The sequence below is a fragment of the Phreatobacter sp. GW821-FHT04C01 genome (assembly GCF_059420385.1).
The window spans coordinates 877,238-896,601 of record NZ_JBWKTP010000003.1; the positions used below are offsets into that span (position 1 = coordinate 877,238).

Consider the following 19,364-nt stretch of genomic DNA (forward strand, 5'->3'; position numbering starts at 1 on the left):
GACGGCCGGGGTCAGGCGAGAAGGCTCTCTTGATAGATGTCGCTGATGCGCGCCGTAAAGGGGCCGGGCCGGCCATTCCCGATCACGCGGCCGTCGATGCGGGTCACCGGCGTGACGCCGCCGAGCGTTCCGGTGACGAAGGCTTCCTCGGCGCTGTAGGTCTCGGCCAGGGTGAAATCCTTTTCGCGCACCGTGCCGACATGCTGGCCGTAGAGCTTGACGACCTTGCCGCGGGTAATGCCCATGAAGTTGCAGCGGCCGGTCGAGGTCCACAATTCGCCGTCGCGGACGATGAAGAAATTGGTCGAGTTGCAGCTGGCCACGAAACCTTGCGGGTCGAGCATCAGCGCCTCGTCGGCGCCGGCATTGATCGCCTGGATCAGGGCCTGGATGAAGTTCAGGCGGCTGTGCGAATTCAGCCTGAGGTCGAACACGTCGGGACCGCTGCAGCGGATCGCCGAGGTGAACAAGGCCAAGCCCCGGGCCTTCACCTCCGGCTTCGGCGCCTTGTATTCGGCGACGATGACGATGGTCGCCTGGCCGAGCGCGAAGCGCGGGTCCTGGTTCGGCGTCTTCTTGCGCCCACGGGTGACCATCAGCCGGATATGGGCGCCGTCGGTCATGCCGTTGCGGTCGAGGGTCGCCTGCATGGCGGCGATCATCTCGGGCCTGGTCAGGCCGATATCGAGCTGGATGGCGCCGGCGCCCTCATAGAGCCGCTTCATGTGCTCGTCGACGGCGACCAGCCTGCCGCGCACCAGGCGCAGCCCCTCCCAGACGCCGTCGCCGAGCACGAAGCCGGCGTCGAAGACCGAGACGGAGGCCTGGTCGCGCGGCACGAAGGCGCCGTTGACATAGACCAGCACGTTTTCATTGCGCGGATCGTCGACATAGCCTTGAGCGCTGGACTGGCTCTGGTCTTGCGGATTGCTCACGATGGGCCTCCTGGTACGGGTCGCCGCCCGGCGGGCGGCGCGAAGGGTCTGTTCAGAACGAGAATTCGGTGAAGCGCGCGAGGAAGGCCTGCGTGCGCTCCTCGCGTGGGTGCTTCAGCACGTCGTCGGGCGTGCCGACCTCGTGGAAGCGGCCGTCGGCGAGGAAGATCACCTTGGTGGCGAAGTGATAGGCGAAGCCGAGCTCGTGGGTGACCAGCAGCATGGTGCGGCCTTCCTCGGCGAGCGTGCGGATCACCCGCAGCACCTCGCCGACCAGCTCGGGGTCGAGTGACGATGTCGGCTCGTCGAACAGCAGGATCTCGGGTTCCATGGCGAGCGCGCGGGCGATCGCGACGCGCTGCTGCTGGCCGCCGGACAGCCGGCTCGGATAGACGTCGACCTTGTCGCTCAGGCCGACCCGGGCAAGCTCGGCCGCCGCGCGCTGCCGGGCCTCGGCCCTGGCGACGCGCTTCACCGTCACCAGGCCCTCCATGGTGTTCTCGAGGACGGTCATGTGCGGGAACAGGTTGAACTGCTGGAACACCATGCCGAGCCGCTCGCGCACCGCGCAGAGCTCGCTTTCCGGATAGGTCACCTGTTCCGCGCCGCGGCTGTCGTTGCGCACCTTGCCGATGCGCCGGCCGTCCACCGTGATGCTGCCGGCCGTCGGCATTTCCATGAAGTTGAGGCAGCGCAGCAGCGTGCTCTTGCCCGAGCCGCTGCCGCCGATGATGGCGATGCGCTCGCCGGGTTCGACGGCAAGGTCGATGCCGCGCAGCACGTGCAGCGGGCCGAAATGCTTGTGAAGGCCACGAACCTGCAGAATGGGATCGGACATGGTCGGTCTCCTGCCCGCGTGCGGGCTTCGTTCAGGCGCGGCGCGCGAGGTGCCGTTCGAGCCAGGCCGACAGGAAGCTGCCAGGGTAGATCAGCACGAAATAGACCAGCGCCACGGTCGAGAGGATCTCGAGCGGCCGGTAATAGGTCGAGCTCAGCAGCCGGCCCTGGTACATCAGCTCGTGCACCGACAGGATCGAGGCGAGCGAGGTGACCTTGGCGAGCTCGATGGCGCGGTTGGTGAAGGCCGGCAGCATGCGCCGTCCGACCTGCGGCAGGATGATCCGGCGCAGGACGTCGCGGTGGCGCATGCCGAGCGCCCGGGCGCCTTCCCACTGGCCGGGCGCGATCGACTGGATGCCGCCCCGGAAGATCTCGGCGCAATAGGCCGAGGTGTTGAGGCTCAGCGCCAGCGCCGCCGCCGCGAAGGGCGAGAGCTGCAGGCCGATGATGATCGGAAAGGCGTAGAAGAACCAGATGAGCTGGATCAGCACCGGCGTGTCGCGGAACAGCTCGACATAACAAAGGCTCGGCCACCGCAGCCATGGACGCGGCGAGAGCCGGGCCAGCGCCAGGAAGAAACCGGCGGCGAGGCCGGCGAGAAAACAGGGCGCCCACAGCGCGATGGTCACCCAGACGCCGCGCAGCAGGACCGGCCAGGTCTGGACGATGAGGCTGAAGTCGAACGCGTAATCCATCGGTCCGCCTCAGCGATAGGCCGTCATGCGGCTCTCGGCGAGGCGGGCGAGCCCGCTCGCCGTCACCAGCAGCACGAGATACATCACCGCGATGGTCGAATAGACCTCCAGCGGCCGGAAGCTCTGGCTGTTCAACTGCATCGCCTGGTAGAGCAGCTCGGCATAAGCGAGCGTGGAGGCGAGCGCGGTGGTCTTGGTCAGTTCGAACGAACGTTCGACGAAGGGCGGCACCATGCGCGCCAGCGCCTGCGGCAGCACCACCCGCCGCATCAGCTGGCGATAGCTCATGCCGAGCGCCTTGCCGCCCTCCCACTGGCCGGTCTCGATCGACACGATGCCGCCGCGAAACACTTCCGCATAGAAGGCGCCCGACTGGGTCGACAGCGCCAGGACGGCCGCCACGAAGGGGTCGAGGCTGATATTCATCAGCACCGGCAGGGCATAGAAGAACCAGAAGAAGTGAATGATCGGCGGGGTGTTGCGGTAGAACTCGATGAAGGCTGTGGCCGGGTAGCGCAAGGCCGCGCGCGGCGACAGCCGCATGAAGGCGAGCAACAGGCCGACGACCACGCCGCACAGGATCGAGATGACGGCGATCAGCACCGTATTCCAAAGGCCGGTCAGCAGCATGTCGAAATGCTGGAAGACCGGTCCGAAATCCCATCGATAGCTCATCGCCTGCAGCCTGCCGCGCGGGTTGGATCGGGGAGCGGAGCGGGAGCCCTCAGCTCCAGCGCTCCCGGACCAGGCCCGGCACGGTCGAAGCGTCGATACCCTTGGTCTTGAGATAGTCGGCGAAGAAGGCCTGCGGCTTGCCGGCCTGGTAATATTCGGCGAATTTCTGGCTCATCCAGTCGCGGAAGGCCGGGTTGTCCTCCTTGCGCAGGCCGGCGCTGGTGGCCACCGCCGTGACCGGCTCCGGCAGCACGACCTTGCCGAGGCGCAGGCGGGCATATTGCACCACCAAAGCCGGGTGGAACTGGGCGACGACATCGACGCGGCGCGCGGCGAAGGCGGCGATCGCCTCGTCATTGTTGGAGAAGCGGCTGATGCTGGCGGCCTTCAGCGTCTCGGTGACGGTGCGGTCGACCGAGGTGCCGAGCGTCACGCCGACGCGCAGGCCGACCTTGTCGAGATCGGCCCAGGTCCTGATCGCCGCGTCCTGCTTCACCAGCGCGCCGAGCGCGTAATAGAACAGCGGCGCCTGCGGGAAGTCGATCGCCTTGCGCCGCTCCTCGGTCGGGTCGAGCACGAACATCACGTCGATCTGGTCGGCCTGCAGCGCGGCGACGCAATTGGCCCAGGTGGTCTCCACCGGCACCATCTCGACGCCGAGATCGGTGGCGAGCTGCTGGCCGATACTGACGCCGACGCCGCTCCAGGTGCCGCTCATCGGATCCTTGAAGAACCACGGTTCGGCCGAGGTCACGCCGATGCGCAGGCGCTTGGACTGCTTGACCCGGTCGAGCGTCGTGGCGGCGCCCTGGGCAAGGGCGGGGGAGGCCAGGGACAAGCCGGCGGCGGCCGCCGTCAGGGTCAGGAACTGTCTGCGCTGGATGGTCATGAGCTCAACTCCTCTGGATGCCGAACAGGTCGGTCTTGGTTCACTTCAGCCGGCGTCGCGCTCGCGCAGAAAGGTCTCGGTCTGCATGGCGCCGCGCATCATGTGCTGGCGGATTTCGATGCGCATGGCGTCGAGGTCGTCGCCGGTCGCGGCCGCGATATAGCTGTCATGGCCGTCGCGGCGCGGCCCGCGCATGCCGTGGGCCCGGTGATGGGCCGCCCAGTAGAGCTGCAGCCGGCCGCGCAGGCTCGCCCAGTTGTGCTGCAGGATGCGGTGGCCGGTCGCCTCATAGACGAAGCCGTGCAGGTCGAGTTCGGCCAGAATGCTGGTGCGATCGTCGCCGGCGTCGATCGAGGCGGTCAGGACGTCCTGCCGGCGCAGCAGTTCGCGCCGGAAGGCCGCGCCGCGCCGGTCCCAGACCTGCTCGAAAGCGAAGGTCTCCAGCGCCACGCGCATGGAATAGATTTCCCTGATGTCCTCGACCGACAGTTCCACCACATTGGTGCCGGTATAGGGCACGGTGACCAGCAGGCCTTCGTCGATCAATTGCCGGATCGCCTCGCGCAGCGGCCCGCGGCTGACCCCGAACTGTTCGGCGAGGCCGGTCTCGACCAGGGGCGTGCCGGGCGCGATATCGCCGCTCAAGATCGCCTCGCGCAGGCCTTCGACGATATGGGCGCGGAACGTGCTCTTCGGCACGCGCGCGACCTTCACCGGGACCGCGGTTGGATCTTGCTCGCGTTTTGGTCCGGACAGCAGCACCAAGCGTCCTCGGAGTTCTCATCGTCGATTGTTGACAATCAACCATGACGATCGGGCCTGCGCAAGAGGCATCCGTCGGACAATCGCGCGTCAGGCGAGCCGGGTGCCGTGAGCCCGGCGGCCGGTATCCGCCCAGTCCGGTACCGAGGCGCGCAGGAATTCGACCAGGGCGCGGACCGCGGGCGCGGGATGCGCCGTCGGCGTCGTCAGCAGAAAGATCCGGTCGCCGGGCCCGACGACCTGGTAGTCGGTCAGCAGGGCGACGAGCCGGCCGTCGGCAATGGCGGGATCGGCCAGATAGTCCGGCAGCATGCCGATGCCGGCGCCCGCCACCAGCGCGTCGAGCAGGAACAGGAAGTCCTCGGCCTGCAATCGGGGCGTCACCGATACGATCCGGTTGTGGCCGCGGCGCCGGAGCTGGATGGCATAGTCGCGCCCTGCCGGGGGCGGCGCGACGATCGGCTGGCGCGGGAGATCGTCGGGGGTCGTCACCGCCGCGGTTGCGACGAGGCCGGGCGCGGCGCAGAGCCGCCACGCCACCGGACCGAGCTCGCGCGCCACCACCGTGTCGGGCGGGTCCGCCATGATCTTGACGGCGAGATCGATATTGCCGGCGATCAGGTCGCCGACCCGATTGGTCAGGCTGACCTGCAAGGTGATGGCCGGGTGACGTTTGAGGAAGTCCAGCAGGAGCGGCGCCAGCACGAGACGGCCGAGACCGGTCGGCACGCTCAGCCGGACATGGCCGCGCGGATGCTTGGCGTGGCCGGCCATGGCCGCCTGGGCGGCGCTGGCGTCCTCGCGGATCCGGATCGCATGTTCATAGGCCGTGCGTCCGGCATCGGTCAGGCCGACGCGCCGGGTGGTCCGGCGCAGCAATTGTGCGCCCATCTGCCGTTCCAGGAGCTTGAGCCGCTGGCTGATGCTCGATCGCGACACGCCCAGCCGTTTGGCCGCCTGGCTCAGGTTGGGCGTCTCGGCGATCTCGGCGAACAGCAGCAGGAGGTTCAGGTCCATGGCTGGCGTCTCGGTTTCATTGTCCAGTTCTTCTTAACAGTGATGTCGGGATTGCTCGAATTGTCCCGTGATCATGTCGGCGTAGAATGGCCTCGACAACAAGCAAAACGAGCTCGGCTCGACCAGGGAGGGAGACGGCCATGTTCCAGAACGGTCTGTTCGCGGGCCACCGCGTGCTGGTCACCGGTGGCGGCACCGGGCTCGGCCGCGCCATGGCCGAGCGGCTGCTGAGCCTCGGCGCCGAGATCCATATCTGCGGCCGCCGGGCCGGTGTGCTGGAACAGACCGCGACGGCGCTGATGGCCGCTCATGGCGGCAAGGTCGCCTGGCACACCGTCGACATCCGCGATCCCGACGCGGTCGACGCCATGGTCGAGCGGATCTGGACCGAGGCCGGGCCGCCGACGGCGCTGATCAACAATGCGGCCGGCAATTTCATCAGCCGGACCGAGGACCTCTCCCATCGCGGCTTCAACGCCATTGCCGACATCGTGTTTCGCGGCACCTTTTATGTCACCCAAGCGGTCGGCAAGCGCTGGATCGCCGGTGGCACCGGCGGTGCGGTGCTGTCGATCGTGGTGACCTGGATCTGGACCGGTTCGCCCTTCGTCATTCCCTCCGCCATGTCCAAGGCCGGCATCGACGCCATGACCAAGTCGCTGGCGGTCGAATGGGGCCGCTACGGCATTCGCCTGAACGCCATTGCGCCGGGGGTCATCCCCACCGAAGGCGCGACCAGGCGGTTGCGGCCGGCGGCCGAAGGCGAGGCCGACGTCGCCCGCCGCAACCCGATGGGACGGGTCGGCACCGAGGCCGATCTCGGCGATCTCGCCGCCTTCCTGCTGGCGCCGGGCAGCGGCTGGATCAATGGCCAGACCATTGCGCTCGACGGCGGCGACTGGCTCGCCAACCGCTCCTATTTCACCGATTACCTCGCCTGGGGCGATGCTGAATGGCAGGCGGCACGCGCCCGCATCACCGCCCAGAACGCCGCCGACAAGGCCGGCCGCGGCAAGCCGGAGGGGTCGTCATGACCGCCACGCTGCGTTTCGGCGCCATCGAGCGATCTCCGGCCGCGCTCGAAGACCGGGGCAGCCGGCTCGCCGGCGGCCTGGCCGCTGCGGGCATGAAGGAGGGCGACGTGGTCGCCGTCCTGCTGCGCAACGATCCCGTCTATTTCGACGTGATCCAGGCCTGCCGGACCGGCGGTTTCACCTATTGCCCGGTCAACTGGCATTTCACTCCCGCCGAGATCGGCTATCTCGTCAGCGACAGCGGCGCGCGCGTGGTCATCGGCCATGCCGACCTGCTGGCCGCGGCGCGGGCCGTCCTGCCGCCCGAACTGCCGCTCCTGGCCGTCGGCGACGCCCAGGCGGCCGGCCTCCCGGACTACGAGAGCTGGCTCGCCGCCGCCGCGTCCTATGCCGGCCCGGCCGTCTCGCCGCGCGGCCACATGGCCTATACCTCGGGCACCACCGGCCGGCCGAAAGGCATTGTCCGCCAGGCCGTGCCGCTGGCCGACGCCGAAGCCTCGCAGCAGCGTGCGCGTGCCGTCGCGGCCGTCGCCTTCGGCATCGCGCCCGGTTGCCGCGTGCTGATCCCGGCGCCGCTTTATCACAGTGCCCCGAGCCTGATCGCCCAGATGGCGCTGCAGCAGGCCGAATATGTCGTGCTGACGGAGCGCTTCCGCGAGGAGGAGGTTCTCGAACAGATCGAGCGGCACCGGATCGACGTGGTCTACCTGGTGCCGACCATGTATGTGCGCCTGCTGAAGCTCTCGGCGGAAACGCGCGCGCGCTGCGATCTCTCGTCGCTGCGTTTCGTCGCCTCCACCGGCGCGCCCTGCGCGCCCCAGGTGAAGCGGGCGATGATCGACTGGCTCGGGCCGGTGATCCACGAGACCTATGCTTCGAGCGAGAGCGGCATGATCACCGTGATCGGGTCGGAGGAGGCGTTGGCCCGCCCGGGCAGCAGCGGCCGGCCGATCGGCGAGGCCAGGATCGAGATCCTGACCGAGGACGGCGCGGTTTGCGCGCCCGGCGAGATCGGGCTGATCTATGTGCGCCAGCCGGCCTATCCCGACTTCAGCTACCGCAACCAGGCTGACGCCCGCGGCAAGATCGAGCGGCGCGGGCTGATCACGCTCGGCGACATGGGCTATCTCGACCGCGACGGCTATCTCTATGTCTGCGACCGCGCCTCCGACATGGTCATTTCCGGCGGCGTGAACATCTATCCCGCCGAGATCGAGCACGCCCTGGTGCGCCTGCCGGGCGTGCTCGATTGCGCCGTCTTCGGCATTCCCGACGACGAATTCGGCGAGCAGCTGCTGGCGCTGGTCCTGCCCGAGCCGGGCGCGGCGCCGGTTCCGGCCGAGCTCGCCGAGCGGCTGCGCGAGACCATTGCCGGCTACAAGGTGCCGCGCCGCATCGAGATCGTCGCCGAACTGCCGCGCGACGACAACGGCAAGATCGCCAAGCGGCGGCTGCGCGACGTCTATTGGGCCCGAAGCGGCCGCCAGATCTGAACGGCGGCGGGGACGATCGTCTCGAATTGAAGCGCCGGCAGCACGGCCTGTCCCCGATGCAACGCCCCGATTCGGCTCGACCCACCTAGACCTCGATCACAACCTCGACAAACAAGAATTCCAGGGAGAAACATTCATGGCATCTCGCTTCAAGGGGCGGCTTCTGGGCCTGGCGCTCGGCCTGCTGGGGGCCGGCGTGCCGGCGCTTGCCGCCGACTATCCGACACGGCCGATCCGCTTCGTCGTGCCTTATGCCGCCGGCGGTGCCAGCGACCAGCTGGCGCGTGGCCTCGGTGACATCCTCGGCCGGGATCTCGGCCAGCAATGGGTCATCGAGAACCGGCCGGGCGCCAATACCAGCCTGGGCGCCGAGGCGGTCAGCCGCTCCGAGCCGGACGGCCATACGCTGTTCCTGGCGAGCGGCGCCAATATGGTGCTCAATCCGCTGCTCTACAGCCGGCTCTCCTATAATCCCGACAGGGACCTGCGCCTGATCAGCCTGCTCGCCGAAGTGCCGCTGGTCGTCGTCGTCCATCCCTCGGTGCCGGCGAAGACGCTGGCCGAATTCGTCACCTATGGGCGGGCCCACGGCGACCGGCTGAACTATGCCTCCGTCGGCATCGGCAATCCGCTGCATCTGGCCGCCGAGCGGTTCAAGATGGCCTCGGGCGTGCGCATGACCCATGTGCCCTATCGTGGCAGCGCGCCGGCCCTGACCGACCTGGTCTCCGGCCAGGTGCAGGTGATGTTCGACACGATCTCGAGCTCGCTGCCGCATATCCAGGCCGGCAATCTCAGGGCTCTCGCCGTGACCACGCCTGAACGCCTCGCCCAGCTGCCCGACGTGCCGACGGTCGCCGAGAGTGGCTATCCCGGCTATCGCGCGTCCGTCTGGTTCGGGCTTGCCGCGCCGCGCCAGGTCCCGGACGCGGTCGCCGCCCGGCTTGCCGCCGGCGTCGCCAAGGCGCTGGCCGACGAAACCCTGCGCAAGGCGCTGGAGCCCTTCGGCTTCATCGTGCTGAAGCCGCAGACGCCGGAGGAGATCGCGCGGTTCGTCGCCGAGGAGCGCACGCGCTGGGCGGAGACCATTACATCCAACAGGATCACGCTGGATTGAGCTTGGCCGCGGGCGGGCCGTGGGCCCGCCCCGCCAATGCGCTGGCCCTCACAGCGGCCGGCGCAGCACCTTGCTGATGACGCCGACGATGCCTTCGCGGAACAGCAGCACGCAGACCACGAAGATGATGCCCTGGACGACGGTGACCCAGGCGCCGAGGGACGCCAGGAAGTTCTGCATCGAAATGATCACCACGGCGCCGATGATCGGCCCGAACACCGTGCCCATGCCGCCGACCAGCGTCATCAGCACGACCTCGCCCGACATCGACCAGTGCACGTCGGTGAGCGATGCCAGCTGCACGGCGACCGCTTTGGTCGAACCGGCAAGGCCGGCGAGCGACGCCGACAGCACGAAGACCGCCAGCTTGTACTGGTTGGCGCGATAGCCGAGCGAGATGGCGCGCGGCTCGTTGTCGCGAATGGCCTTCAGCACCTGCCCGAAGGGCGAGTGGATGATGCGGTAGATCGCCAGGATGCCGCCGAAGAAAATCACCGCGACCAGGTAATAGCAGGCGCGGTCGCTCTCGATCGGGATCAGGCCGAACAGATTGTGGCGCGGCACCGCCTGGATGCCGTCTTCGCCGCCGGTGAAGCGCGGTGTCTGCAGCGAGAAGAAGAACACCATTTGCGCCAGCGCCAGTGTGATCATGGCGAAATAGATGCCCTGGCGGCGGATCGCCAGCGCCCCGAAAGCCGTCCCCAGCACGGCGCTGGCGCCGGTGCCGAGCAGGATCGCCAGCTCCGGCGTCAGGCCCCAATATTTGGCGGTATAGGCCGAGACATAGCTCGCCAGGCCGAAATAGGCGGCATGGCCGAAGGACAGGAGCCCGCCATAGCCGAGCAGCAGGTTGAAGGCGCAGGCGAACAGCGCGAAGCACAGCACCTTCATCAGGAAGAACGGATAGCCGATCACCGGAATGAAGGGCAGCACCGCGAGACCCACCGCCAGCGCGATGAAGATCGCCCGGTGCAGTGCGGACGTGCCCTTGGCTCCGGCGGCGGTGACGTCGGTCGGAACGGGCCCATAGGCGGCGGTATCGGCCATCAGGCGGTCCTCCCGAACAATCCGGCTGGTTTCACGAGCAATACGATGACCATGATGATGAAGATCACGGTGGCGGAGGCTTCCGGGTAGAACACCTTGGTCAGGCCCTCGACGACGCCGAGGCCGAAGCCGGTAATGATCGAGCCGAGGATCGATCCCATGCCGCCGATCACCACCACGGCGAAGACCACGATGATCAGGTCGGCGCCCATGTTCGGGTTGACCGAGTAGATCGGCGCCGCGAGCACGCCGGCAAAGGCGGCGAGCGCCACGCCGAAACCGTAGGTCAGCGTGATCAGCCGCGGCACGTTGATGCCGAAGGCTTCGGTCAAGGCCGGGTTCTCGGTCGCCGCGCGCAGATAGGAGCCGAGCTTGGTCTTCTCGATGACGAACCAGGTCACGAGGCAGACGACCAGCGAGGCCGCGACCACCCAGGCCCGGTAGTTCGGCAGGAACATGAAGCCGAGATTATGGCCGCCGGTGAGCGCCGGCGGGATCTGGTAGGGCAGGCCGGACGAGCCGAAATTGTTGCGGAACAGCCCCTGGATGATCAGCGCCAGGCCGAAGGTCAGCAGCAGGCCGTAGAGATGGTCGAGATTGTACAGCCTCGCCAGCAGCAGCCGCTCGATGACGACGCCGACGGCACCCGCGATGATCGGCGCCAGGATCAGGGCCCACCAGTAGCCGACGCCCAGCCAGTTGAGCAGCATCCATGAAATGAAGGCGCCCATCATATATTGCGCGCCATGGGTGAAGTTGATGATGTTCAGAAGCCCGAAGATAACGGCGAGGCCAAGGCTCAGAATGGCATAGAACGAGCCGTTGATCAGGCCGAGCAAGAGTTGCCCGAACAGGGCCTGGGGCGGCACGCCGATAAGCTCGAACATGAGGCGACGATCCTGGTGAGTGACGGGAGCGCCGGTGGCCGGCGCTCCCAGGATGCAAGGTCGGTGATGCGTGATCAGCGGGCTGTGATCAGGTCAGGCGCGCACCAGCGGGCAGCCGCCTTCGGTGAGCGGGCGGAAGGCCTGCTCGGCCGGCAAGGTCGAGATCAGCTTGTAGTAGTCCCAGGCGCCCTTCGACTCGCCCGGCTTCTTCACCTCGAACAGGTGGACCGGATGCATCTTGCGGCCGTCCTGCCGGATGCTGCCCTTGCCGAACAGCGGGTCGTCGGTGGCATTGGCCTTCATCCAGGCCATGTTGCCGGCGGTCTCGCGCGATTTCGTCGCGGCAGCCGCCTTCAGGTAGTGCAGCACGCCGGAATAGACGCCGGCCTGCACCATGGTCGGCATATTGCCGCCGCGCTGAGCGCCGAAGCGCTTCGACCAGGCGCGGGTGTCGTCGTTCAGGTCCCAGTAGAACGACTCGGTCAGCACCAGGCCCTGGGCCGTCTGCAGGCCGAGCGCATGGACGTCGGTGATGAAGACGAGCAGGCCGGCGAGTTTCTGGCCGCCCTGGGTAATGCCGAATTCGGCGGCCTGCTTGATCGAGTTGATCGTATCGCCGCCGGCATTGGCGAGGCCGATGACCTTGGCCTTGGAGGCTTGCGCCTGCAGCAGGAAGGACGAGAAGTCGGTGCCCGGGAAGGGCGTGCGCACCGCGCCGATGACGCGGCCGCCGGCCTTCTGTACCACCGCGCCGGTGTCGCGCTCCAGCGCATGGCCGAAAGCATAGTCGGCGGTCAGGAAGAACCAGGTGTCGCCGCCGGCCTTCACCATGGCGCCGCCGGTGCCCTGGGCCAGCGCATAGGTGTCATAGGTCCAATGGACCGTATTGGGCGAGCATTGCGCGCCGGTCAGATCGGACGACGCGGCGCCCGAATTGATCATGATCTTGTTTTTTTCGCGGGTGATCTGGTTGACCGCCAGGGCCACCGACGAGGTCGGCACGTCGGCGATCATGTCGACGCCGTCATTGTCGTACCATTGCCGCGCGATATTGGCGCCGACATCGGGCTTGTTCTGGTGGTCGGCCGAGATGATCTCGACCTTCAGGCCCTTGGCGGCCGCGCCGAAATCCTCGACCGCCATCCGGGCGGCGAGCACCGAGCCTTCGCCGCTGAGATCGGCATAGAGGCCGGACCGGTCGTTGAGCACGCCGATCTTGATCGGCACCGGCTGCTGCGCCTGCGCCATGGCCTTCATGGAGAAGCCGGTCGCGAGCGCGCCGGCGAGCAAAGAGCGTCGATCCATCGTGGGGTCCTCCGGGTTCAGTTGGTTCTTGTTGCTTTTGCGCCTAGACGCCCAGGTGAGCGTGCAGCTTGGCGATGTTGCGGTCCATGTCCGCGTTCGGGATCATATCCACGACGCGGCCTTGCTCCACCACATAATGGCGGTCTGCCACGGTCTGGGCGAACCGGAAATTCTGTTCGACCAGGATGATGGTGAAACCGTCGCGCTTGAGCCGCGCGATGGTGCGGCCGATCTGTTCGACGATGACCGGGGCCAGCCCCTCGGTCGGCTCGTCGAGCAGCAACAGCTTGGCGCCGGTCCTGAGGATCCGGCCGATCGCCAGCATCTGCTGTTCGCCGCCGGACAATTTGGTGCCCTGGCTGGTCAGGCGCTCGCGGATATTGGGAAACAGCTCGTAGATCTGCTCGAGCGACAATCCGCCCGGCCGGACCTGCGGCGGCAAGAGCAGGTTCTCTTCCACCGACAGGGTCGAATAGATGCCGCGTTCCTCCGGCACGTAGCCGATGCCGAGCCGGGCGATGCTGCGCGAGGGATGACGGATCGTCTCCTCGCCCTTGAACAGGATCGAACCCTTGCGCTTCTGCAGGATGCCGATGATCGATTTCATCGTGGTGGTCTTGCCGGCGCCGTTGCGGCCGAGCAGGGTCACCACCTCGCCTTCCGCGACATCGAAGCTGACGCCGTGCAGAACATGGGACTCGCCATACCAGCCATGGAGGTCGCGCACCGCCAGCATCGGCTGGGCGGCGGTCGACGGCGCGACGCGTGCGGTGCTCGTGTCAACCATGACCGACACCCCCGATATAGGCTTCGATGACGCGCGGGTCCTTGGACACGGTGGCATAGTCTCCTTCGGCCAGGATCCGCCCACGGGCGAGCACGGTAATCCGGTCGGACAGCTCGGCAACGACCGACAGGTTGTGCTCGACCATCAGGATGGTCCGGTTGGCCGAGATCTTGCGGATCAGCTGGGCGATGCGGGCGACGTCCTCATGGCCCATGCCGGCCATGGGTTCGTCGAGCAGCAGCATTTCGGGATCGAGCGCGAGCGTCGTGGCGATCTCCAGCGCGCGTTTGCGGCCATAGGCGAGCTCACCGGCGGTGGCCTCGGCGAAATCGGTGAGGCCGACCGCCTCGACCAGCCGCAGCGCCTCGGCGTCGAGCGTGCCGAGCACCCGTTCCGAGGTCCAGAAATCGAACGAATCGCCGCGCTTGCGCTGCAGCGCGATGCGGACGTTTTCGATGACGGTCAGATGCGGAAACACCGCCGAGATCTGAAACGAGCGGACCAGGCCGAGCCGCGCGATATCCGCCGGTTTGGAGGCGGTGATGTCGCGGCCGTTATAGGTGATGCGCCCGCGGGACGGGGTCAGGAACTTGGTCAGGAGGTTGAAGCAGGTGGTCTTGCCTGCGCCGTTCGGGCCGATCAGCGCGTGGATCGAACCACGCTTGACCGCGAGGTCGACCTCGCTGACCGCGGTAAAACCCTTGAAGTCCTTGGTCAGACCCTCCGTCACCAGGATGTTGTCGTCGCGCGCTTCCACCATGCAATCTGTTCTTTTTTGTGCATTGCTCTCCTGCCATTGCTGCATGGCGACAGACGGCAGTCAACATGAGCTTCGTCCCCTTTTCGGCCCCCTGCGAAAAGATTTGCCTCCGGGCCGGCGCACCGGCCCGGAGGCATGAATCCAGTTCCGGCGGCGGCTGGCGCGATATGTCCGGGAACGGCATGCACCCGGGGCCGCCGGTCCGGACCCCCGCGTGACGCGGCGACATCACGCGCAAGTGCTCGGGCTCCGGCCTCGCGGGTGAGGCCGGAACGGCGGCAGCCCGAGGGCTATTCCGCGGCCACGGCCAGTTCGGCGGCGCCGAGCCTGGCGCAGAAGGCCTTGGCGGTTTCGACCGTGCTGCTGGCTTCCGACCAGTAGCGATATTGCAGTTCGATATCGCCGACCACGCCGTCGGGGAAGCTGCATTCGGCGGCGATGCGATCCCAGGGAATCGAGCCCCAGCCCATCGGCAGGTGCAGGTCGCCGGCGCCGAAGGCGAGATCCTCGGTCTGCGAATAGGTCCAGAAATCCTTCGGCCGGCCGAAGCTGTCATGCAGGTGCAGGTGCTTTGAGAACGGCGTCAGGGCCCTGGCCTCGGTGACGAAATCGACGCCGACCTGGCCGCAATGCTGGTAGCCGTGGCTGAAATCGAAGGTCGCCTGAATGAACGGGTGGTCGATCAGCGCGAGCTCGGCGGCGAGCCGCGACGGCAGAGCGGTGTGACGGCCGAAATCATAGGTGAAGATGTTCTCGACGCAGACCACGACGTCGGCGGCTTCGGCCTGCGGGCCGAGGCTCGCGAGGATGTCGCGCTGCCGGTCATAGGCGAGCTCGACGGCGCTGCCCTGCTGCGGCCGGCAGAAGCCGGAATGGATGATCAGGTGCACCGCGCCGAGCGCCTGGGCGATCTCGAGATTGGCCTTCAGCACGTCCTTGTGCAGCCCGATGAGGTGCTGGTCTTCCATCAGGTTGATGCCCAGATGGCCGTGCAGCGTATAGGCGACGCCGCGATTGTTGATGCGCTCCTTCAGGTCGGCGAGGCGCTCCCTGAGGATCTTGGCGCCGACCACGATGTCGAGCTTGTGCAGCGGCAGTTCGACGAAATTGGCGCCGAGCTGGCGGGCATCCTCGATGGCGCCGCCGATATCCTTGAAGTTCGGGTCCTTCACATCGATCGACAGGCCGATGCCGAGCGTTTTCTCAGTCATGGTCGTGGTCCTTTTCTGGGCGGATGCCGGTTGGGACGAAGGGCTATTTGAGCGTCGGGTCGAGCCGGTCGCGCAGCCAGTCGCCGAGGATCGACACCGACAGCGTGGTCAGCACGATGACCGAGCAGGGCGCGATCAGGATCCACGGCGCGGTCTGGATATATTCGCGGCCGTAGCCGACCATGTTGCCGAGCGAGGTCAGAGGCGGCTGCACGCCGAGGCCCAGGAACGACAGCCCGGATTCGAGCAGGATCACTTCCGGGAAGGTCAGCGTCATCGACACGATCAGCGTCGAGGCGATGTTCGGCAGGATGTGCCGGCCGTAGATGCGCCAGGGCGAGGCGCCGAGGTCGCGCACCGCGGTGGCATAGCCGTGCTCGTTGGCGGCAATGGCCAGGCCGCGGGCGATCCGGGCGATGCGCTCCCAGCCGTGGAAGCCCATCAGCACGGTGAACAGCACCAGCGAATTGCCGAAGAAGGCGAGCACCGCCAGCGCGATGATCATGAACGGCATGGAGGCCTGGGCGTCGATGATCATCAGGATCAGCTGCTCGATCCGGCCGCGGAAATAGGCGGCGAGGAAGCCGAGCGAGACGCCCAGGACCGCCGAGATGATGGTGGCCATGAAGGCGAGCGACAGGCTCAGCCGGATCGAGACGATCAGGCGCGCCAGAACGTCGCGGCCGAGTTCGTCGGAGCCGAGCAGATGGCGCCACGAGCCGCCGTCCATGAACACGGGCGGGTTGAGCCGGCCGCGCAGGTCGAGCGCCTTGAAGTCATAGGGCTGCAGGACATCGGCGAACAGCGCGGTCAGCGCCATCAGCGCGATCCAGGCGAGCGCCAGGAGCACGACGGGAGGGAAGCGTTCGAGGACATGGGCGAGCCGGCCCTTGTCGGCGACCGCCGCGCCGGTCGCCGCCTCGGCGTTGCGCAGCAGGTCTTCGGGCGTGCGGGCGTCCATCAGCCGCCTCCCGTCTTGGCCGAGGCGGTCCTCAGCCGTGGGTCGACCCAGCCATAGGCGAGATCGACGATCAGGTTGGCGGTCACCATGGTGACGCCGACCAGCAGCAGGATGCATTGCACGACGGCCAGGTCGCGATTGGCGACGGATGCGATCAGCAGGCGGCCGACGCCCGGCCAGGAAAACACGCTCTCGACCACCACGGCGCCGGCGACCAGCGAGCCGACCAGGAAGCCGACAATGGTGATGGTCGGGATCGCCGCATTGGGCAAGGCATGGTTGGTGACGACGTCGCGCCAGGTGACGCCCTTGGCGCTCGCCGTGCGGATATAGGGCTGGCCCAGCACCTCCAGCATCGCGGAGCGGGTGAAGCGGGCGATGACGGCCGCGCCGACCAGGCTCAAGGTGGCGATCGGCAGGACGGCGTGACGCCAGGTGTCCGAACCGCCGGAGGGCAGCCAGCCGAGCTTGACCGCGAAGACCAGCGCCAGCATCAGGCCGAGCACGAAGCTCGGCACGGTGAAGCCGATCACCGAGACCGTCATGATCGCCCGGTCGATCCAGCTGTTGCGATGCAACGCGGCATAGATGCCGGCGGGAATGCCGATCAGCAGTTTCAGCGCGAAGGCCGGGATGGTCAGGGCGAGCGTCAGCGGCACGCGCTCGGCGACGATGTCGACCGCCGAGCGGCCGTCGCGCATGGAACGGCCGAGATTGCCTTCGAAGATCGCCCGGAAATATTCGAGATATTGGACCCAGAGCGGCTGGTCGAGGCCCCAGGCCTTGCGGAAGGCGGTGATCGCCTCGGGCGGCGCGTCCGGCGTCAGGATGGTCAGCGCCGGATCGCCGGACATCCTGAGGATGACGAAGGCGATGGTGACGACGAAGACCAGCGTCAGCGCCGCGCGCGCCAGCCGGGTCAGGAGGAAACGGGTCATCTCAGGCGGCTGCTTTCAGTTCGCCGTGGACGACGTGGCAGGCGACCAGCCGCCCGTCGTCGCCCGGCTGCAATGTCGGGGTGACCTCGCCGCAGATCTTGATCGCGAAGGGGCAGCGCGGGTGAAAGGCGCAGCCGCGCGGCACGTCGACCGGGCTCGGCGGATCGCCGGTCAGGATCAGCCGCTCGCGCTGCTTGCGGCGCCGCGGCGTCGGCACCGCCGCGACCAGCGCGCGGGTATAGGGATGGGCCGGCCGGTGAAACAACGCGTCGGGCGTGCCGCGCTCGACGATCCGGCCGAGATACATCACCGCCACTTCGTGGCTGACCTGGCGCACCACTTTCAGGTCATGTGAGATGAAGAGATAACCGACACCGAGGCGCTCCTGCAGGTCCTGGAACAGGTTGACCACCTGGGCCGCGATCGACACGTCGAGCGCCGAGACCGGCTCGTCGCAGACCAGCAGTTTCGGTTCGAGCGACAGCGCGCGGGCGATGACGACGCGCTGTCGCTGGCCGCCGGAGATCTCGTGCGGATAGCGTTCCGCCATGTCGACACGCAGGCCGACCGCGTCCATCAGGTCGCGCACTTTCTCCCGGCGCTCGGCCTTGCCGCCGCCGATGCCGTGAATGGCCATGGGCTCGGCGATCTGCTCGGCGAGCGTCAGCCGGCGGTCGAGGGCAGCCAGCGGATCCTGGTAGATCATCTGCATCTTCAGGCGCTGCGCGCGCCAGGCGGCATTGTGCACCGAGCCCACCGGTTCGCCCTCGAAGCGGATGCGGCCCGCGGTCGCCGGGATCATCCCCAGCACCAGCTTGGCGGTGGTCGACTTGCCGCAGCCGGATTCGCCGACGACGCCCAGCGTCCGTCCGGCCCTGACCTCGAACGACACGCCATCCACCGCCTTCAGCGTGGCATTGCGGCCGAACAGGCCATTGCCCAGCCGGACGGTGAAGGCCCGGCTGAGGTCCTCGACTTCCAGAAGCGCGGTCATGCCGGGACCAGGATCCGCTGCGGCACCGGCTCGGCCAGGGGCTCGGCGATCGGCAGGGCGATGTCGACGGCGCAGGCGACCCGATGATCGCCGGCACCGGCGAGCGCCGGCACGGCCTGCGAACAGCCGGCCTCGGCGAAGGCGCAACGCGGCGCGAAGGCGCAGCCGTGCGGCAGCTTGCCCGGCGCCGGAACGGTGCCGGGAATGGCGGCGAGCCGCCGCCGCGGGCCGTCGAGATCGGGCAGGGCGGCCAGCAGGCCGCGGGTATAGGGATGGCCCGGATTGTCGAACAGGCCGTCGACCGGCGCTTCCTCGACGACGCGGCCGGCATACATCACCACCACCCGGTCGCAGAGATCGGCGACCACGCCGAGGTCGTGCGAGATCAGCACCAGGGCCATGCCGCTGTCGCGGCGGATCTCGTCGATCAGGTCGAGGATCTGCGCCTGAATGGTGGCGTCGAGCGCGGTGGTCGGCTCGTCGGCGACCAGCAGGTCGGGATCGCCGGCCAGCGCCATGGCGATCATCACCCGCTGGTTCATGCCGCCGGAAAGCTCATGCGGATAGGCGTCGAGCCGGGTCGCGGCGGCGGGAATGCGGACCCGGTCGATCAGCCGCTTGGCTTCGGCGCGGGCGGCCTCGCCGGTCAGGCCCTTGTGCAGCTTCAGGGCCTCGCCGATCTGCGCGCCGATCCGGTGCACCGGATTGAGCGAGGAGGCCGGATCCTGGAAGATCATGGCGATGCGGCTGCCGCGCACGCGGGAAAGCGCGATCTCCGGCAGGTCCAGCAGGTTCTGGCCGTCGAGCTCGACGCGGCCGCCGACGCGGGCGCGCGGCCCGAGCAGCCGCAGCGCGGCGAGCCAGGTGATCGACTTGCCGCAACCGGATTCGCCGACCAGGCCGACCGCCTCGCCGCGCCGGATGGTGAGGTCGATGCCGTGCAGCGCCCGGACGTGACGGGCGCCCTGGTCGAAATCGACCGAGAGACCGGAAAGGCTGACCAGGGGAGATGTCATG

General features: G+C 67.7%; 20 protein-coding genes. 3 read left to right on the plus strand and 17 right to left on the minus strand.

What is annotated here, in order from left to right; all coding sequences use genetic code 11:
• Nucleotides 1–11: 11 nt before the first annotated feature.
• The 7 genes from AC07WJ_RS15865 to AC07WJ_RS15895 form a co-directional block, all read right to left on the minus strand.
• Nucleotides 12–935, minus strand: coding sequence for an aminotransferase class IV (locus tag AC07WJ_RS15865; protein ID WP_494935543.1), 924 nt, complete (start codon nucleotides 933–935; stop codon nucleotides 12–14).
• Between the two features lie 52 nt (nucleotides 936–987).
• A complete protein-coding gene (locus AC07WJ_RS15870) occupies nucleotides 988–1,773 on the minus strand; it encodes an amino acid ABC transporter ATP-binding protein (protein ID WP_494935544.1) in 786 nt (261 codons plus the stop codon).
• Nucleotides 1,774–1,804: 31 nt separating this feature from the next.
• Nucleotides 1,805–2,470, minus strand: a complete 666-nt coding sequence (locus AC07WJ_RS15875; protein WP_494935545.1) for an amino acid ABC transporter permease — start codon at nucleotides 2,468–2,470, stop codon at nucleotides 1,805–1,807.
• Between the two features lie 9 nt (nucleotides 2,471–2,479).
• Complete coding sequence (locus AC07WJ_RS15880; RefSeq protein ID WP_494935546.1) at nucleotides 2,480–3,145, minus strand: amino acid ABC transporter permease; 666 nt, start codon at nucleotides 3,143–3,145, stop codon at nucleotides 2,480–2,482.
• A gap of 49 nt (nucleotides 3,146–3,194) precedes the next feature.
• Nucleotides 3,195–4,034 (minus strand): transporter substrate-binding domain-containing protein, encoded by an 840-nt coding sequence (locus AC07WJ_RS15885; protein ID WP_494935547.1) that lies wholly within the window; start codon nucleotides 4,032–4,034, stop codon nucleotides 3,195–3,197.
• Nucleotides 4,035–4,079: 45 nt separating this feature from the next.
• The gene (locus tag AC07WJ_RS15890; protein ID WP_494935548.1) at nucleotides 4,080–4,733 is read right to left on the minus strand and encodes a GntR family transcriptional regulator; all 654 of its coding nucleotides are present in this window, start codon (nucleotides 4,731–4,733) and stop codon (nucleotides 4,080–4,082) included.
• 153 nt (nucleotides 4,734–4,886) lie between these two features.
• Nucleotides 4,887–5,813: a LysR family transcriptional regulator gene (locus AC07WJ_RS15895; protein WP_494935549.1), complete on the minus strand. Its 927-nt coding sequence runs from the start codon at nucleotides 5,811–5,813 to the stop codon at nucleotides 4,887–4,889.
• Between the two features lie 140 nt (nucleotides 5,814–5,953).
• Between AC07WJ_RS15895 and AC07WJ_RS15900 the strand changes: the two genes are divergently transcribed.
• From AC07WJ_RS15900 to AC07WJ_RS15910, 3 genes are all read left to right on the plus strand, one after another.
• The gene (locus AC07WJ_RS15900) at nucleotides 5,954–6,847 is read left to right on the plus strand and encodes an SDR family oxidoreductase (RefSeq protein ID WP_494935550.1); all 894 of its coding nucleotides are present in this window, start codon (nucleotides 5,954–5,956) and stop codon (nucleotides 6,845–6,847) included.
• Entirely contained in the window at nucleotides 6,844–8,340 is a 1,497-nt protein-coding gene (locus tag AC07WJ_RS15905) for an AMP-binding protein (protein ID WP_494935551.1), read from the plus strand. Before AC07WJ_RS15900 ends, AC07WJ_RS15905 begins: the two co-directional genes overlap by 4 nt.
• A 136-nt stretch (nucleotides 8,341–8,476) precedes the next feature.
• Complete coding sequence (locus tag AC07WJ_RS15910) at nucleotides 8,477–9,457, plus strand: Bug family tripartite tricarboxylate transporter substrate binding protein (protein WP_494935552.1); 981 nt, start codon at nucleotides 8,477–8,479, stop codon at nucleotides 9,455–9,457.
• A 48-nt stretch (nucleotides 9,458–9,505) separates the two neighbouring features.
• On the opposite strand, the gene AC07WJ_RS15915 is transcribed toward AC07WJ_RS15910, so the two are convergent.
• The 10 genes from AC07WJ_RS15915 to AC07WJ_RS15960 form a co-directional block, all read right to left on the minus strand.
• Nucleotides 9,506–10,504 (minus strand): branched-chain amino acid ABC transporter permease, encoded by a 999-nt coding sequence (locus AC07WJ_RS15915; protein WP_494935553.1) that lies wholly within the window; start codon nucleotides 10,502–10,504, stop codon nucleotides 9,506–9,508.
• Nucleotides 10,504–11,391: a branched-chain amino acid ABC transporter permease gene (locus AC07WJ_RS15920; RefSeq protein WP_494935554.1), complete on the minus strand. Its 888-nt coding sequence runs from the start codon at nucleotides 11,389–11,391 to the stop codon at nucleotides 10,504–10,506. Before AC07WJ_RS15920 ends, AC07WJ_RS15915 begins: the two co-directional genes overlap by 1 nt.
• A 93-nt stretch (nucleotides 11,392–11,484) precedes the next feature.
• On the minus strand, nucleotides 11,485–12,696 hold the full coding sequence (locus tag AC07WJ_RS15925) for an ABC transporter substrate-binding protein (RefSeq protein WP_494935555.1): 1,212 nt from the start codon (nucleotides 12,694–12,696) through the stop codon (nucleotides 11,485–11,487).
• 43 nt (nucleotides 12,697–12,739) lie between these two features.
• Entirely contained in the window at nucleotides 12,740–13,483 is a 744-nt protein-coding gene (locus AC07WJ_RS15930) for an ABC transporter ATP-binding protein (protein WP_494935556.1), read from the minus strand.
• Nucleotides 13,476–14,243 (minus strand): ABC transporter ATP-binding protein, encoded by a 768-nt coding sequence (locus tag AC07WJ_RS15935; protein ID WP_494935557.1) that lies wholly within the window; start codon nucleotides 14,241–14,243, stop codon nucleotides 13,476–13,478. Before AC07WJ_RS15935 ends, AC07WJ_RS15930 begins: the two co-directional genes overlap by 8 nt.
• A 290-nt stretch (nucleotides 14,244–14,533) precedes the next feature.
• The gene (locus AC07WJ_RS15940) at nucleotides 14,534–15,454 is read right to left on the minus strand and encodes a sugar phosphate isomerase/epimerase family protein (RefSeq protein WP_494935558.1); all 921 of its coding nucleotides are present in this window, start codon (nucleotides 15,452–15,454) and stop codon (nucleotides 14,534–14,536) included.
• A 43-nt stretch (nucleotides 15,455–15,497) separates the two neighbouring features.
• Complete coding sequence (locus AC07WJ_RS15945; protein ID WP_494935559.1) at nucleotides 15,498–16,415, minus strand: ABC transporter permease; 918 nt, start codon at nucleotides 16,413–16,415, stop codon at nucleotides 15,498–15,500.
• The gene (locus AC07WJ_RS15950) at nucleotides 16,415–17,353 is read right to left on the minus strand and encodes an ABC transporter permease (protein ID WP_494935560.1); all 939 of its coding nucleotides are present in this window, start codon (nucleotides 17,351–17,353) and stop codon (nucleotides 16,415–16,417) included. The genes AC07WJ_RS15945 and AC07WJ_RS15950 overlap by 1 nt, the downstream gene beginning before the upstream one ends.
• A 1-nt stretch (nucleotide 17,354) precedes the next feature.
• Entirely contained in the window at nucleotides 17,355–18,347 is a 993-nt protein-coding gene (locus AC07WJ_RS15955; RefSeq protein ID WP_494935561.1) for an ABC transporter ATP-binding protein, read from the minus strand.
• On the minus strand, nucleotides 18,344–19,363 hold the full coding sequence (locus AC07WJ_RS15960; RefSeq protein WP_494935562.1) for an ABC transporter ATP-binding protein: 1,020 nt from the start codon (nucleotides 19,361–19,363) through the stop codon (nucleotides 18,344–18,346). The genes AC07WJ_RS15955 and AC07WJ_RS15960 overlap by 4 nt, the downstream gene beginning before the upstream one ends.
• Nucleotide 19,364 lies beyond the last annotated feature (1 nt).

Bases quoted from the DNA above. Each gene is read 5' to 3' on its own strand.
- AC07WJ_RS15870 (WP_494935544.1), bottom strand. From the start codon at position 1,773: ATGTCCGATCCCATTCTGCAGGTTCGTGGCCTTCACAAGCATTTCGGC.
- AC07WJ_RS15875 (WP_494935545.1), bottom strand. From the start codon at position 2,470: ATGGATTACGCGTTCGACTTCAGCCTCATCGTCCAGACCTGGCCGGTC.
- AC07WJ_RS15880 (WP_494935546.1), bottom strand. From the start codon at position 3,145: ATGAGCTATCGATGGGATTTCGGACCGGTCTTCCAGCATTTCGACATG.
- AC07WJ_RS15885 (WP_494935547.1), bottom strand. From the start codon at position 4,034: ATGACCATCCAGCGCAGACAGTTCCTGACCCTGACGGCGGCCGCCGCC.
- AC07WJ_RS15895 (WP_494935549.1), bottom strand. From the start codon at position 5,813: ATGGACCTGAACCTCCTGCTGCTGTTCGCCGAGATCGCCGAGACGCCC.
- AC07WJ_RS15900 (WP_494935550.1), top strand. From the start codon at position 5,954: ATGTTCCAGAACGGTCTGTTCGCGGGCCACCGCGTGCTGGTCACCGGT.
- AC07WJ_RS15905 (WP_494935551.1), top strand. From the start codon at position 6,844: ATGACCGCCACGCTGCGTTTCGGCGCCATCGAGCGATCTCCGGCCGCG.
- AC07WJ_RS15910 (WP_494935552.1), top strand. From the start codon at position 8,477: ATGGCATCTCGCTTCAAGGGGCGGCTTCTGGGCCTGGCGCTCGGCCTG.
- AC07WJ_RS15915 (WP_494935553.1), bottom strand. From the start codon at position 10,504: ATGGCCGATACCGCCGCCTATGGGCCCGTTCCGACCGACGTCACCGCC.
- AC07WJ_RS15920 (WP_494935554.1), bottom strand. From the start codon at position 11,391: ATGTTCGAGCTTATCGGCGTGCCGCCCCAGGCCCTGTTCGGGCAACTC.
- AC07WJ_RS15925 (WP_494935555.1), bottom strand. From the start codon at position 12,696: ATGGATCGACGCTCTTTGCTCGCCGGCGCGCTCGCGACCGGCTTCTCC.
- AC07WJ_RS15930 (WP_494935556.1), bottom strand. From the start codon at position 13,483: ATGGTTGACACGAGCACCGCACGCGTCGCGCCGTCGACCGCCGCCCAG.
- AC07WJ_RS15935 (WP_494935557.1), bottom strand. From the start codon at position 14,243: ATGGTGGAAGCGCGCGACGACAACATCCTGGTGACGGAGGGTCTGACC.
- AC07WJ_RS15940 (WP_494935558.1), bottom strand. From the start codon at position 15,454: ATGACTGAGAAAACGCTCGGCATCGGCCTGTCGATCGATGTGAAGGAC.
- AC07WJ_RS15945 (WP_494935559.1), bottom strand. From the start codon at position 16,415: ATGGACGCCCGCACGCCCGAAGACCTGCTGCGCAACGCCGAGGCGGCG.
- AC07WJ_RS15950 (WP_494935560.1), bottom strand. From the start codon at position 17,353: ATGACCCGTTTCCTCCTGACCCGGCTGGCGCGCGCGGCGCTGACGCTG.
- AC07WJ_RS15955 (WP_494935561.1), bottom strand. From the start codon at position 18,347: ATGACCGCGCTTCTGGAAGTCGAGGACCTCAGCCGGGCCTTCACCGTC.
- AC07WJ_RS15960 (WP_494935562.1), bottom strand. From the start codon at position 19,363: ATGACATCTCCCCTGGTCAGCCTTTCCGGTCTCTCGGTCGATTTCGAC.